General features: G+C 69.6%; 9 protein-coding genes. 2 read left to right on the top strand and 7 right to left on the bottom strand.

The window, feature by feature from the left end; all coding sequences use genetic code 11:
• Positions 1–52: 52 nt before the first annotated feature.
• The 6 genes from V1227_RS11060 to V1227_RS11035 form a co-directional block, all read right to left on the bottom strand.
• Entirely contained in the window at positions 53–1201 is a 1149-nt protein-coding gene (locus V1227_RS11060) for a hypothetical protein (RefSeq protein ID WP_329792420.1), read from the bottom strand.
• A gap of 38 nt (positions 1202–1239) precedes the next feature.
• Positions 1240–2703 carry a family 43 glycosylhydrolase gene (locus tag V1227_RS11055; protein ID WP_329792419.1) on the bottom strand — a complete coding sequence of 488 codons (1464 nt, stop codon included), beginning with the start codon at positions 2701–2703 and terminating at the stop codon, positions 1240–1242.
• A 10-nt stretch (positions 2704–2713) separates the two neighbouring features.
• Positions 2714–3673 (bottom strand): arabinan endo-1,5-alpha-L-arabinosidase, encoded by a 960-nt coding sequence (locus V1227_RS11050; RefSeq protein ID WP_329792418.1) that lies wholly within the window; start codon positions 3671–3673, stop codon positions 2714–2716.
• A 51-nt stretch (positions 3674–3724) separates the two neighbouring features.
• Complete coding sequence (locus V1227_RS11045; RefSeq protein ID WP_329792417.1) at positions 3725–5164, bottom strand: family 43 glycosylhydrolase; 1440 nt, start codon at positions 5162–5164, stop codon at positions 3725–3727.
• 11 nt (positions 5165–5175) lie between these two features.
• The gene (locus tag V1227_RS11040; protein ID WP_329792416.1) at positions 5176–6543 is read right to left on the bottom strand and encodes a glycoside hydrolase family 43 protein; all 1368 of its coding nucleotides are present in this window, start codon (positions 6541–6543) and stop codon (positions 5176–5178) included.
• Between the two features lie 353 nt (positions 6544–6896).
• On the bottom strand, positions 6897–8591 hold the full coding sequence (locus tag V1227_RS11035; RefSeq protein WP_329792415.1) for an RICIN domain-containing protein: 1695 nt from the start codon (positions 8589–8591) through the stop codon (positions 6897–6899).
• Between the two features lie 366 nt (positions 8592–8957).
• Between V1227_RS11035 and V1227_RS11030 the strand changes: the two genes are divergently transcribed.
• Complete coding sequence (locus V1227_RS11030) at positions 8958–10343, top strand: pectate lyase family protein (protein ID WP_329792414.1); 1386 nt, start codon at positions 8958–8960, stop codon at positions 10341–10343.
• A gap of 161 nt (positions 10344–10504) precedes the next feature.
• Here the strand turns inward: V1227_RS11030 and V1227_RS11025 are convergent, their stop codons facing one another.
• Positions 10505–11551: a putative adhesin gene (locus V1227_RS11025; protein WP_329792413.1), complete on the bottom strand. Its 1047-nt coding sequence runs from the start codon at positions 11549–11551 to the stop codon at positions 10505–10507.
• Positions 11552–11819: 268 nt separating this feature from the next.
• On the opposite strand from V1227_RS11025, the gene V1227_RS11020 reads away from it, so the two are divergent.
• Positions 11820–13739, top strand: coding sequence for a DUF1996 domain-containing protein (locus tag V1227_RS11020; RefSeq protein WP_329792412.1), 1920 nt, complete (start codon positions 11820–11822; stop codon positions 13737–13739).
• Positions 13740–13813: the final 74 nt, after the last annotated feature.

Raw genomic sequence — 13813 nt, 5'->3', positions numbered from 1 at the left:
GCCGCGACGGCGGCCCACCCGTTCCCGGGCAGGCCACCGTCCGGTCCGAACGTCAGGCGCACACGTTCGAAGTGCTGTTGTTCAGCGTGAGGTTGCGGAACGTCGTGTTCGTGCCGCAAGGACTCTCCCGCACCGCCGAGTTCGTCACCGTCAGGTTCTGGACGGTGATGTCCCGGTTGTTCGGGAACTCCGACCGCGCGGCGAGCCGGATCTCGCCGCCGCCGCTCACCGTCCCGCTCTGCGCCGCGAGCACCACGTTGGTGCAGTTCTCGATCAGCACGGCGTTGTTGCCGGTGTTGGCGAGGTCGATCCGGTCGATGGTGAGGCCACCGCTCTCCGACACGCAGAACACGCCGCGGCCACCACCGCGCGCCCGGACCGTGCCCACCCGGATGTTCGTCGGGTAGGAGGTGCCGATGCGGCCGTTGCGGTTGGCGGTGCGGAACGCGGCGTAGCCGGTGCCCGCGCCCGCGTTCTCCGCGTCGACCGTGCCGACGGAGGCGTTGATGGTGTCGTTGAGCAACAGCCCGGACTCACCCACGTTGCGGGCGGTGACGGTGCCGATCGTCAGGCCGTCCACGCCGTAGGTCTCCACGGCGTGGCTGCTCGCGCCGGACGCGTACACGGTGTCGATCCTGATGTTGCGGCTGCGCACGCCGGTGTTGCCGCGGTTGTCGATGCGCACGCCGAGGCCGCCGGACAGGCGCAGGTCGATCTGGCCGAGCACGACGTTGTCGACGTTGCGCAGGAAGATCCCGTACAGCGGGCGGCCGGTGACGCTGAGGTGGCGCACCTCGACGTCGCGGGTGCCCCGGGAGTAGATCGGTGCCTGGTCACCGGTGCCCGAACCGGTGACGTTGATCGTCCCGCAGACGTCGATGCCGGTGTAGCTGGGCAACGAGATCCGGGAGCCGGCGCTGATCGATCCGCTGCCGCGCACCAGGACCCACTGCTTCGACGTGCGTCCCGAGGTGAGGCTGTCGAGGGCGGCCTGGACCGCGGCCCGCATGTCGGTGCCGGTGTAGACGGTCCGGCTGCCGTTGCGGGAGGTCCAGGTGCCGCCGTTCAGCACCGCCTCGGCGTTGAACGTCCGGTCGCCGCACGCCAGGACCTGCGGCTGGGCGGTGGCGGCGGGGGCGAGCCCGCCGAGCACCGCCGCCGCGGCCACGACGGCGCCGACGCGCCATCCGGTGGGAACCATGAGAACTCCTTTCTCGGGGGCGGCGGCGGTTCGAGACGTCAGGCGGGCTCACCCGAGGGGGCGGGGAGCTGGACGCCGAGCGGGACCGGTGTGCCGAAGTTCGGTGTGCCGTCGGCGTTCCAGGTGAACTTCTGCGCCCGGGTCGAGCGCTCCATGCCGCAGCCGGCCGAAGCGCTGGTGTTGCCGTGGTAGACGATCCAGTCCTCGGTGCCGTCGGGGGACTTGAAGAACCCGTTGTGGCCCGGCCCGAAGACGCCGTGCTCGTCGTTGCGCTGGAACACCGGGTTCGGCGACTTGGTCCAGTGCGCGCGGTTGAGCGGGTCGGTGCCGGTGAGGGTGAGCAGCCCGAGCTTGTAGTCGGGGCCCCAGCAGGCGCTGGCCGAGTACACGATCATGGTGCGGCCGCCCCGGTACAACGGCTCCGCGCCCTCGTTGACCGCCGCGGTCTGCCGCTCCCACGCCAGCGTGGGCTGGGAGATCGTGCGGCGCGCGCCGCTGATCGTGTACGGGGTGGACATCGGGGTGATGGTCAGGCTTTGCGTTCCGTCCATCGCGCTGCCCATCAGGTACAGCTTCCCGTTGTGCTGCAAGATGCTCGGGTCCAGCTCCCAGGTGTTCCCGAGGTCGGCCTTGAACGCGTACGGGCCCATCGGGTCGGAGCCCGCGCTCTCCAGCACGTGCAGGCGCTGGGTGGGGTTGTAGTCCGGCACGTTCTGCCCGGCCACGTAGTAGAGGTACCAGCGGCCGTTCAGCAGGTGGAACTCCGGTGCCCACATGTTGCAGCACCCGTTGGGCCGCCCGGACAGCGAGAACACCACGGTGTCCGCCGCGCTCGACAGACCGGCCAGCGTGCGGGACCGGCGCATCGTGATCGTCGAGTTCCACGTCGTGGTGGCCAGGTAGTAGTAGCCGTTGTGGAACTGCAGCCACGGGTCGGGGCCGCTGCCCTTGACCGGGTTCGTGAAGTTGCCCGGGGCGCCGATCTTCACGAGCCGCCACTGCTGGTTCGTGCCGCCGGTGTCGGGCCACTGGATCAGCTGGGCGGCGTTGGCTGACGAGAAGTCGAGGACGTCGACGGCCTTGCCGCTCGCCCGGCTGATCAGGCGGACGTGCCCGTCGGCGGAGTCGGCCAGCCGGAACTGCTGGCCGGTGCGGCCGGCGTCGGTGGTCTGCACGAGCCCTGCCCGGTCCGCGGTCGACGGGAAGTCGAGGACCTTGCCGCTGTGCCTCGACTTCACCCGGTAGAAGCCGCCGCCGGAGTCGACGAACTGCCACTGCTGCCAGACCCCGTCGTTCCGCGTGTACTGCGAGATCCGGGAACCGTCCGCAGTGGACAGCTCGTAGACGTCCAGCGCCTTGCCGCTGTTGCGGTTGACCAACGCGTAGGAGGCGTTGGTGTCGACGACGGCGGCGGACGCCACGGGAGGCACCGCGGCGGTCATACCGCCCAGCAGCGCGACCAGGACGGTGGCGCTGCGCCATCGGCTGGTGGTGGAGGTCAAGGTCTTCTCCTCATCGCAGGTACGGCCAGCCCGCTGAGTCGAAGGCCAGCAGGTTGATGCCGAGCCGCGACGCACCGGAGTCGGTGTAGTGGTGGTAGACGAGGACGTCGCTGTCGACGTCGCCGAAGACGTCCTGGTGTCCCGGACCGTGGACGCTGCCCTGCCCGGCGAGGACCTCCGTGCCGCCGCCGGACGTCAGCGCGGTGCCGCCGCGGTCGACGTACGGACCGGTGACGCTGCTGGAACGGCCCGCCATCACCCGGTACGTGCTGGACGCGCCGCGGCAGCAGTAGTCGAACGAGACGAACAGGTAGTAGTAGGCGCCGCGCTTGACGATGGTCGGCGCCTCGACCGGGCCGCCGTTCCTGCCGGCGAGCGGGCGGACCACCGAGTCGGACCGCAGACCCGTGGCCGGGTTCAGCGCGACCATCTTGACGCCGGACCAGAACGAGCCGAAGCTCAGCCACCAGCGACCCTGGTCGTCCACGACGAGGTCGGGGTCGATGGCGTTGAAGTCGTCGGACGTCCGCGACTCGACGACCAGCCCGCGGTGGGTCCACGTGCCGGAGTCACCGCTCGGACTGGTGGCGAGGAAGATCGCCGACCGGTTCGAGCCGAACGTCGAGGCCGAGTAGTAGAGCCAGTACCGGCCGTCGCGGTAGGTCAGGTCCGGCGCCCAGAGGTTGCGGTCGCCGCCTGTGTACGGGGTGGTCCACGACGCGCCACCGGGGAACGCCGATCCCGCGTTGCGGAAGGCGATCCGGTCGGTGGACGTCTTGAGCGCGACGCCGTGGCCGGTGTGCGCCACGAGGTAGCCCCCGCCGGGGCGCTTGACCGCGCTCGGGTCGTGGACGCTGATGTCGCCGGTCACGCGGCCGGGCAGGGGGTACGCGGCCGCGGGCGGTGCCGTCGTGACGGCGGCGGTCAGGACCACCGTCACGACCAGTGCGGTTCTCCTCAGGACGGCCATGAGACACCTCGATCTCCTGGACGGGGTTGTCGCGGCGGCGGGGTGTCGCGGTCACTCCAGGACGAACGTGGCGTCCGTTCTGCCCTGGGCGTCGGTCGCGGTCTGCAGGGTGAGCAGGCCGGACGTGGTGCGGAGGTAGCGGCCCGGGAAGTTCACCGACTCGAACGACACCGCCGAGCCCGCCGCGAGTCCCGCGCGCTGGGAGAAGCTGGCGTCGTTGCGGAACAACGCGCTGCCGTCGCCGCGCTCCACCCACAGCTCGTTGTTGCGGTGCCGCAGGTAGTAGCCGGGGAAGTTCGTCGACTCGAGCGACACCGAGCCGGAGCCTGCCAGCCCCGTGACGAGCTTGAACTGCGAGTCGGCCAGCGGGGCCACGTTCGCCTCGACGCGGGCGCGGTACTCCCAGTGGCGCACGAACCGGTCGGGGGCGGCGTAGGACCGCAGCCGCACCGGGGTGGCGCCGTCGGGGACCGGGATGCCGAAGTCCGGTGTCCCGTCGGCCCGGTAGTAGACCTTCTGCACGCGGGTGCGGCGGTTCGGGTCGTTGAGCGGGTCGCCGCTGATGTCCCGGTAGTTGCGGTCGTGGTAGACCATGACGTCGCTCGCGCCGTCCTCGGACACCGTGAACGAGTTGTGTCCCGGCCCGTACTGGCCCGTCGCCTCGTTGGTGGCGAACACCGGGTTGGGGCTCTTGCTCCACGACGCCGGGTTGAGCAGGTCGGCGGACGCCGACGCGGTCAGCAGGCCGAGGCAGTAGTTCGCGTCGGTGGCGCTGGCCGAGTAGGTGAGGAAGATCCTCCCGTTGCGCTGCAGCACGGACGGCCCCTCCGCCACCTTGTACCCGCGGGTCTCCCACGCGAGCGTCGGCACCGTCAGCCGCGTCACCGCGCCGGTGATCGTCCACGGGCTCGTGCCCATGCGGGCGAGGTAGAGGTTGGAGTTCGTGGAGATGCCCGGTTCCTGCTGTGCCCAGGTCAGGTACCGCACACCGTTGTGGACGAACGTGGACGCGTCCAGCGAGAAGGTGTCCCACGGTGTCGTGATGCGGCCTCGCTCGGTCCAGGACCCGGTCAGAGGGTTGGCGCTCGAGCTCTCCAGCACGTACATCCGGATGCGCCAGATGTCGTCGCTGCGGCCCGCGGCGAAGTAGACGTACCACTTCCCGTTGATGAAGTGGATCTCCGGCGCCCAGATGTGCGCGGCCATCTCACCGCTGGAGTGCTTGCGCCAGATCACCGTCTCCGCCGCCGAGGCGAGACCCTGGATCGTGCTCGCGCGGCGCAGCACGATCCGGTCGTACTCCGGGACGGTCGCGGTGAAGTAGTAGAAGCCGTCGGTGTGCTTGAAGACGTGCGGGTCGGCGCGGCGTTCCGCGATCGGGTTGGTGTAGCGCACGGCGGGCGCCGCACCCGCCTGCGGCACGGGCATCCCGGCCACGCAGGTCACGGTGGCGAGAACCAGCACCGCCAGGCGGAGGAGAACCGTCTTCATCGACTGTCCTTTCAGGCCAGTGGCGCGGTGACGGCGAAGGACGCGTCACCGGCGAACGCCGAGTCGGAGGTGCGCCAGTCGACGCGCAGTTCGTAGTCGCGGTGGCGCAGGTAGCGGCCGGGGTGGGAGTACGACTCGAACGACGTGCTGCCGCCGCCCGCCAGCCCTGCCCTGCCGCAGAACGTGGCGTCGCGGGCGAACACCGCGTCTCCGGTGTTGACGTCCAGCCGGACCCGGAAGTCGTAGTGCCGCAGGTAGCGGTCCGGGAAGTTCACCGACCGCAGCGAGTGGCAGTTCGTGTTGGCCAGCCCGGGCACGACGGTGAACGTCGCGTCCTGGCGGGCAGGGAGCGTGCTGGACGAGCTCACCGGCTCGACGTAGCCGAGGTTGTCGCGGTGCCGGACGTAGCGGTCGGGAACGTTGACCGAGCGCAACGACCGGGCGCCCGTCGCCACCGCCGTGCCGTCACCGGAGTCCTCCCGCAGCACCGTGAAATGCCGTGCGACGCCGGACAACCCGGTGAGCTCCACCTTGGCGCCGAAGCTCGTGAGGTTCGTGCTGTCGGCGTAGAAGTACCGCCGCTGGCCGTACTGGTCGAAGTAGATCCGCCAGCGACCGTCCGGGAGCCGCACGAGCGCGGGTCCTTCGAGACCGGAGCCCCAGCCCGCCCAGTTGCCGGTGCCGACGAACGTCCACGGCCCGTTCAGCGACGTGGCGGTGGCGTGCTCGATGTACTTCGTCGTCTCGTTCTTGAGGAAGTTGTGGTACGTCCCGCCCACCTTCACCAGGAAGCTGTCGATGTAGTTGGCCGGGATGCCGAGCGCGACCGGGCTGCTCCACGCCGACAGGTCGCCGTTGGTCGCGGTGATCCGGTAGGGCCGGAACTGCCCCGCCGTCCCGGCCGTGGACGCGGAGAAGACCACGTGCACGCTGCCGTCGGAGTCCTTGAACCACTCCGGTGCCCACGTGCTGCCGGTGGACCCGTTGAGTCCGACCCGGACGTTGCGCAGGAACGTCCACGTCACGTAGTCCGCGCTGCGCGCGAAACCGATCGTGTCGCCGGTCCAGTTCGTCGTGTAGACGATGTAGTAGTAGCCGTCGGTGTGCCTGATGACGCTGGGATCGCGGATCAGGCCCGACGGCGGGGTGTAGGCGTTCGCCCTGACCTGGGTGAAGCTCGCCGCGTTCGCCGAGTCGTAGACGTACATGTTCGACTCGCTGCTGTTCGTGAACGCGGTCATCAGGTAGTGCGGTACCGGCCCGGCGGCCGGCGCCGCGGGAGCGGTGACGACGGCCGCCGTCGTGGTCAGGGCAGCAGCGACAGCGACCACCAGGCGTTTCCTGGACGAACGGGCAGCGCGCGGCAGGGGGATGCGCATGAACCGGCTCCTAGCACCATTGAGAGGCTCCGGAAGGTGAACGCTAACACTATGAACTAAGCCTGTTCCGCAACGCAATGGTGAGAATCCGTTGAAGATCGAGTTAGCGATAACAAGCAGTGTGTTTCGACGATGTTCGACGACGGTTCGACGATTCGCGCGGAGGGAGGTCGTCAGTCCAAGCGCGCCGACACGGGCACCGCTCGCGGGCCAAGAGAAGGCCGACAGCCGTTGCCCACGCCACGCTGTTCTCCACCGCGATCGACCCGGTTCCACCTCTGCACGGGGAACGCGGTCCGGGCCGGGCCGGCGCGGCTGACGCGTCGGCCCGGCCCGGACGGGTGGCGGCGGGGTCAGAGGACGATGGGCTTGCCGCCGAGGGTGACGACGAGCCTGCCGTCGGAGGCGAACGACCAGCCGAGGGCTCCGGAGTAGCCGGAGCACCGCGAGCCGTTGGTGCCGCTCCAGAACTGGTTGGTGGAGTCGGCGTTGCCGACGACCTTGTCGTTGCTCCCGCTGCCGCTGCGGCAGGAGGTGTTGGAGCGGAACACGGAGCTGCCCGCGTCGAAGGTGTAGTTGCGCTCGCCGTTGTCGATGCTGAGGTTGCTCGACACCGTCATGGAGCCGGGGTTGCGGTTGTAGGTGAAGCCGTGCTTGCCGTTGTCGTAGGCGATCGTGCGCCGGACCGTGTGGTTGACGCCGATGTCCTCGCCGCCGAGCTTGAAGCCGTTGCGGTCACCGTTGCCGGCCTGGCCGCCGTTGCTCAGGGTGCCGTTCTCGTAGGCCAGCGAGTCCTCGATGGTGACGGCGCCGATCGGGCCGGTGTCCGACTTGGTGTAGAGGTCCCAGCCGTCGTCGATGTTGTTGTGCGCCACGGCGTAGCGGAACACGTTGCCGGGCCCGGAGGTCAGCTTGGCGGCGAACCCGTCGGCGTCCTCGCCGTCGGAGTCGGCGTTGTCGTGCGACTCCGCGCTCAGGACGAGGTTGTGGGACGGCCACTGGTCTTCGGGAGTCGTGGAGAGCATGCGGGACAGCTGCAGGCCGGTGTCGCGGTTGAACCGGGTGATCGTGCGCTCGAAGATGTTGTGGCTGCCGCCGACGAAGATGCCGTTGTCCCCGGCACGTTCCACGACGACGCCGAACACGTGCCAGTACGAGCCGTTCACGACCAGGCCCCGGTTGGCCGGGTCCTCGGCCTGCGCGGAGAAGTTCAGCACCGGCGTCTCGCCCTGGTAGGCCGCCAGCTTCTTGCGGGCGCCCGCCGTCCCGCTGTTGGTGGGCGGGATCGTCACCGTCTGCGAGAAGCTGTAGGTGCCGCCGCGCAGGAAGATCGTGCCGCCCGCGGCGACGCGGGGGAGTGCTGCCGTCAGCGTGGTCGGGTCGGAGATCGTGCCCGAGGCGCTGTCGCGACCCGTCGGCGACACGTACAGGGCGTCGGCCGGGGGCGTGCTGGTCGTGGTGGTCGTCGGACCGGTGGTCGTCGTGGTGGTGGTCGTGGTGGTGCTGGTCGGTCCACCCGCCGGGGTGAGCGTCCACTGCTTGGTGGCGGCGCCGTCGCAGGAGTTGGTCTGCGCCAACGCACCCGCTGCTGTCGAGTTGTCCTTGACGTTCACGCACTTGCCGCCGTTGGCGTTGACGAGGCGGTGGCCGGTGCCGTTCGGCGTCAGCGCCCACACCTGGCTCGTCGCACCGCTGCACGTCTCGAGCTGGACCGGCTTGCCCGCGCTGGTCGACGCGTCGCGCACGCCGACGCACAGGCCGCCCGCGGTAATCCGGACACCGCCGCTCACGTCGGTCAGGACCCACTCCTGACCGGCGCACGCCTGCTGCCGCAGCTGCGTCCCGCTCGCCGGGCTCGCCCCCGCGTCGAGGCACAGGCCGCTGCCGGCGTTCTTCAGGACGTAGGTGCCCGCCGCGTTCGCGGTCGCCGCCGCGCCGGGCCACGCCGCGAGCGCGGTGACCAGCGCGACGACGGCACCGCCCGACACCAGCCCGGCGCGGACGCGTCGTTGTCGCGCCGGGTGCGCGGGCTGTTGCGAAATGCCCATGGAGACTCCACTCAACGTTGAGAAAGGTTGCCCGGTCGGATGCGCGGCGGGTTCCGTCGGATGCTAAGAGCGTTCTCGGCGCCGGGTCAACGGTGGAATTCCGCGAGTGTAGTCGATTGCCTAAGTCGAACGAATCGAATGGCCAGGTCACCGGCCATCGAATCGATCAACGCCGTGAGGCGGAGAATATCCGCTGGTCACACTCGTGAACGAAACGAGCTATTCCTGGGTTCACCACCATGAACTCCTCCGGCATCCCGGTGTAGTGCATTGCGTTTTTCTCGCGGCTGCCGTTAGCGTGCAGGTGAGCGCTCACGGATCACGTCAAACCCTGTCTTCCGACGAGTAGATCCACGGAGAATTCCCATGCGCCTAAAATCTCTGGTCGTCTGCGCCGTCCTTTTCCCGGGCGCACTGGCCGCGGTGTCGTCCTCGACCGCGGCGGCCGCGCCGGTCCGGTACGAGGCGGAGACCTCGCCCGCGGTCTGCTCGGGGGCGATCGACTCGAACTGGGCCGGCTTCACCGGCAGCGGGTTCTGCAACGGCACCAACTCCACGAGCGGCCACGCCCAGTTCCAGGTGACCGCCGCGGCGGCGGGCACGGCGACGCTGGGCATCCGGTTCGCCAACGGCACCACCACCGCGCGACCCGCTGACGTCGTCGTGAACGGGACCACCGCGCAGACCGCGTCGTTCGAGGGCACCGGCGCGTGGTCGACCTGGGTCACCAAGACGCTGAGCGTCCAGGTCGCCGCGGGCACCAACACGATCCGGCTGAACCCGACCACCTCGGGCGGCCTCGCGAACATCGACCACCTCGACTTCGAGGCCGGTGGCACCACGCCTCCGCCGCCGGGAGGTCCCGTCGGCTGGGCTTCGCAGGCGGGCGGCACCACCGGCGGTGCGGGAGGCACCACGGTCACCGTAAGCACGTTCGCCGACTTCAAGGCCCAAGCGCAGTCCTCGGGCGCGAAGACGATCCTCGTGAACGGGTCGCTGAGCGGCTCCGGCACCGTGGAGATCGCTCCGCACAAGACCATCCGCGGCGTCGGCGCCGGCTCGGGCATCTCCGGGACCACCCTGAACATCGAGGACGCCAAGCCCGCCAACGTGATCATCCAGAACATGAACATCCGCGGCGTGCGCGGCAACGACGCGATCCAGATCGAGAACGCCTCGCACGTCTGGATCGACCACAACACGATGTCGAGCACGATCGAGAACGACCCCGATCACTACGACGGCATGCTCGACATCACGCACGGCGCCGACTACATCACCGTGTCGTGGAACGTCGTCCGCAACCACTGGAAGACCTCGCTGGTCGGCCACTCCGACGGCAACGGCGGCGAGGACCGCGGCCACCTGCGCGTGACCTACCACCACAACTGGTTCGACCGGACCTTCGAACGCAGCCCGCGGGTGCGCTTCGGCGAGACCGTCCACGTCTTCAACAACTACTACTCGAACATCGACAACAACGCCGACTCCTACGCCATCGCGTCGGTGATGGACGCGGGCCTCCTCGTCGAGGGCAACGTGTTCGAGAACGTGCGGCAGGCGTGCTGGTCCAAGAGCGGCTACGCGGACTCCGGCCCCGGCCGCCTGGTCGCGCGCGACAACTCGCTCACCGGCTCCGGGCCGTGCGAGGCCGACGGCACCGTCGCCGCCATCCCGTACCGCTACACGGCGGACGCCTCCGGCACGGTCAAGGCCTCCGTCACGGCCGGCGCCGGCGCCGGCCGGATCTGAGGGAGCCCGCGTCGAGCCGCCTGATCACCTGCCGCACGCTGTTCGCGGGCACGGCCCGGACTCCTGCCGCTCGCACGAGGTGATCGGCCACTCCGGCGGCGCGTCGAGGTGCGCGGAACCGCGCACCTCGACGCGCCGGGGTCGGCAGGATCCGGGCTTCGTCACACGCGCATCGAGTTGAGGGTGAGGTACGTGGTCAGTTCCGGCTCCATCTCGGCCACCGCCAGGGCCGGTGGTTCCAGTCCGCGCAACAGCCCGAGGAGGTTCTCGCCCCGCAGGCCGTAGCTGAACAGCTCGCACGCGTTGAAGCCGGCCGCCCAGTGCGTGACCTCCTCGTCGGCCATCCACCGCGCCTGCTCGGGCACCGTGAGGTCGAGCCACCGGCCGACCCTGCCGTCGAACGACAGCGGCAGGAACTCCGCGATGTCCTGCGCGTCGGCCGGATCGCGGCGCAGCCCGGCCCGGACCGCCGCGCGGTGCCGCGGGTAGTCGCGGATCAGGCGGATCTTGACGGCGTCCGGCGCGTCGGCCGCGGCCGCGGCGGGATCCTTCGCCGCGGCCATCGCCGCTCGCAGCGCCCGGCAGTCGTCCCACTCGCGCACCTCGTCGTCCGAGGCGACCAGCCGGAGCTTCTCGTCCGGGTGCAGGTCGTTCCACAGGTCGTCCTGCTCGGCCCTGCCCAGGCCGACGAACCTCTGCACCCAGTCGACGAGCGCTTGGTGCACCGACCGGTCCCGTACGCCGTGCGGCTTCATCAGGTCCAAGGTCGGCGGGAGGTTGCGCCGCACGTCGATGCGGCACGAGAACACCAGCAGGTAGCTCCAGCCGGCCCTCGCGGCGCGTCCGAACACGCCGGCGCACGTGTGCGGGCCCTGCGGCGGGCAGCCCCCGGGGTTCGCGCACAGCCTCAGGGTGTCCGGCGTCTCCGCGGACCCGACGACGATCGCCGGTCCCGGGTACCGGTTGAGCGCGGTGATCGCCCGCCGTTCGTGCTCCTTGAACGGCGTGTACCGGTAGTTGGGCACCGACTTGCCGGACATCGCGAAGTGCATCGGGATCCTGGGGTTGTCGGGCTGCAGCAACGCCAGGAGGTTGACGATCGTCATCGACGTCCCCTCGTCGACGAAGAAGTGCACCGTCAGCCCGTTCGGCACCACCACCGTCTCCGGTCCGTCGTACGACCCGTGCCCGATCAGAACGCCTGCCACCATCACGGTCCTCCACCCGTCGCCTACTGGAGGTGATCGTCGACGCCGGGAGATGCGTGACAGGCGGACACGAACGGCTCAGCGCGACACCGAATGAGGGTGGCGCGATGTCGGCCTGGGGGGTCTGCACGTGCGGTGGAGGGACGGCCGCGGCGGCGACGGGCGAGGGCCGTCACGGTCGATCCGGTGCGAATGGAACATCAAGTTTGAGCCGATGTGCCATCCCGTACGTATCCCCGGTCATGCGCCGCATGAACGAGGAGGACGAATGACGCACCGCGTGACCGACAGGCGGAAGTTCCGCCTGATCGCTTCGTTGTCGGCGGTGGCCGTTGTCGCTGCCGGCACCGCCACCGTGGCGCTCGCCGCCAAGAACGGTGAGCCCGCGCCGGTGAGTGCGTTCGTGCCCATTGAGCAGGTGAGCAAGAACGTCGTGGAGCCGAAGGTCGGCAAGAACGGCGCCTCCGGCGTCTTCAGGGTCGACTGCGGCACCAACGAGAACGGCAAGTTCAGCGCTGACAACCCGGTCGCCCAGCCGGGCCTGAAGCACGGCGCCCAGCACGTCCACGACTTCGTGGGCAACCTGTCGATCAGCGCCGAGTCCACGGACGAGAGCCTGGTCGACTCGGAGACGACCTGCCGCAACGGCGACCGCTCGTCCTACTTCTGGCCGGTCGTGCGCATCAACCCCAAGGCCAACCCGCAGTCGGTCGGCTCCAACCCGGACAAGATCAAGGACAACGGGCCTGGCGAGGTCGCGTGCCCCGGTGTCGCGGACCGGCTTCCCGCTGTGCCGCAACGGGTGCGGGACGAGGTCGTCAAGAACCTCCAGCAGCTCGCCCAGCAGCTCAGGGAAGCCAACGACCGGGTGTCGAAGGCGCAGAACCCCGCCGACCCGAACTTCGTCAACAACACCGTCCTGGGTCCGTTGCGCGCCAAGCGGGCCGCCACGCTCGACCGCATCGCGACCGCGATGAGCCGGGCCGGGCGCAAGCCGAACCTGACCCCGCTCGCCGACTGCGACCTGCGCTGGGGCCACGGCAACCACGGTGGCGGCGGCCACGGCACCCACTCGAAGCCGCGCAAGTTCGCCGGTGAGGGCGTTCTCCAGCAGCAGCCCGAGCAGACCGCCGAGAGCAACGCCGACCAGAAGAACGGCAACGAGCAGAACACCGCGGGGCAGAACGGCGCCGAGCAGGACGCCGCGACCCCGACGATCAAGTGCCCGTCGGTGCGCGAAGCACTTCCCGGTGTGCCGGACCAGGCCCTCGACGAGGTGGACGGCAACCTGGACCAGCTGGACAAGCAGATCGCCGAGGCCAACCAGCGCCTGGTGACCACCAAGGGCCAGGGCGGACCGAACTTCATCGACAACGCGATCCTCGGGCCGCTGAAGGACAAGCGCGTCGCGACGATCGACCGGATCGCCATCGCGATCGGCCGCAACGCCGAGAAGCCGCAGGGCCTGGACAAGCTCGCCAAGTGCGGCCTCAACGAGGGTGACGAGGGCGGCGAGAACAACAACGGCGGCAACAACGGCAACGGGAACAACGGCGGCAACAACAACGGCGGCAACAACGGTGGTGCCACCACCACGACGGTCGCCCCGCCGCCCCTGGCCGCGCCCACCGGCAAGAACCTGGAGCTCGTCGGCAACAACGGCAAGATCGTCCGGCCGGCCGAGGTGAAGATCGAGTACCGCGGCAACGCGACCAGCAAGGTCACGGCCATGCCGAAGTTCCTCAAGATGGTCACCGGTGACGCCAAGCCGACGAGCCGCGGCCCCGCCAACGCCCGCGCCACGTGGACCTGCAGCGGGTTCGAGGACCGGCTGTCCGACAAGTACGTGATCTGCCCGAACGGCAGCAAGGTCATGCGCGTGCACGACTTCGCCGGCTGCTGGGACGGTCAGAACGCGGACAGCGCCAACCACCGCGACCACGTCCGGTTCGCCGACAAGCAGACCGGTGCCTGCCCGCAGGGCTTCAAGGCCATCCCGCAGCTGCGGATCAGCATCTCCTACAACATCTCGCGCGACATCCAGCAGAAGGGGCAGTACCAGCTCGACGCGTTCCCGGAGGAGGAGCACAACCCGTTCTCCGACCACAACGACTTCGCGAACGTCAACTCCGACCAGACGATGGCGAAGATCGTGAAGTGCGTGAACGACGGGCGCAGGTGCTCCTGACCGTCGCCTGATCCACCCCTGGGTGGGGCCTCGCCGGGCTTGTGTTCCGGCGGGGTCCCACCCTTTGCGTGCGC

Origin of the sequence: Lentzea sp. DG1S-22 (assembly GCF_036321065.1) — a bacterium.
GTDB classification, from domain to species: Bacteria; Actinomycetota; Actinomycetes; order Mycobacteriales; family Pseudonocardiaceae; genus Lentzea; species Lentzea jiangxiensis.
Note: the sequence above shows the minus strand (reverse complement) of the source record. Positions and strands in the feature narration are given on the sequence as shown.

What these genes read in the sequence shown, in the direction of transcription:
- V1227_RS11060 (WP_329792420.1), bottom strand. Translation starts at nt 1,201, where the DNA reads ATGGTTCCCACCGGATGGCGCGTCGGCGCCGTCGTGGCCGCGGCGGCG.
- V1227_RS11050 (WP_329792418.1), bottom strand. Translation starts at nt 3,673, where the DNA reads ATGGCCGTCCTGAGGAGAACCGCACTGGTCGTGACGGTGGTCCTGACC.
- V1227_RS11045 (WP_329792417.1), bottom strand. Translation starts at nt 5,164, where the DNA reads ATGAAGACGGTTCTCCTCCGCCTGGCGGTGCTGGTTCTCGCCACCGTG.
- V1227_RS11040 (WP_329792416.1), bottom strand. Translation starts at nt 6,543, where the DNA reads ATGCGCATCCCCCTGCCGCGCGCTGCCCGTTCGTCCAGGAAACGCCTG.
- V1227_RS11035 (WP_329792415.1), bottom strand. Translation starts at nt 8,591, where the DNA reads ATGGGCATTTCGCAACAGCCCGCGCACCCGGCGCGACAACGACGCGTC.
- V1227_RS11030 (WP_329792414.1), top strand. Translation starts at nt 8,958, where the DNA reads ATGCGCCTAAAATCTCTGGTCGTCTGCGCCGTCCTTTTCCCGGGCGCA.
- V1227_RS11020 (WP_329792412.1), top strand. Translation starts at nt 11,820, where the DNA reads ATGACGCACCGCGTGACCGACAGGCGGAAGTTCCGCCTGATCGCTTCG.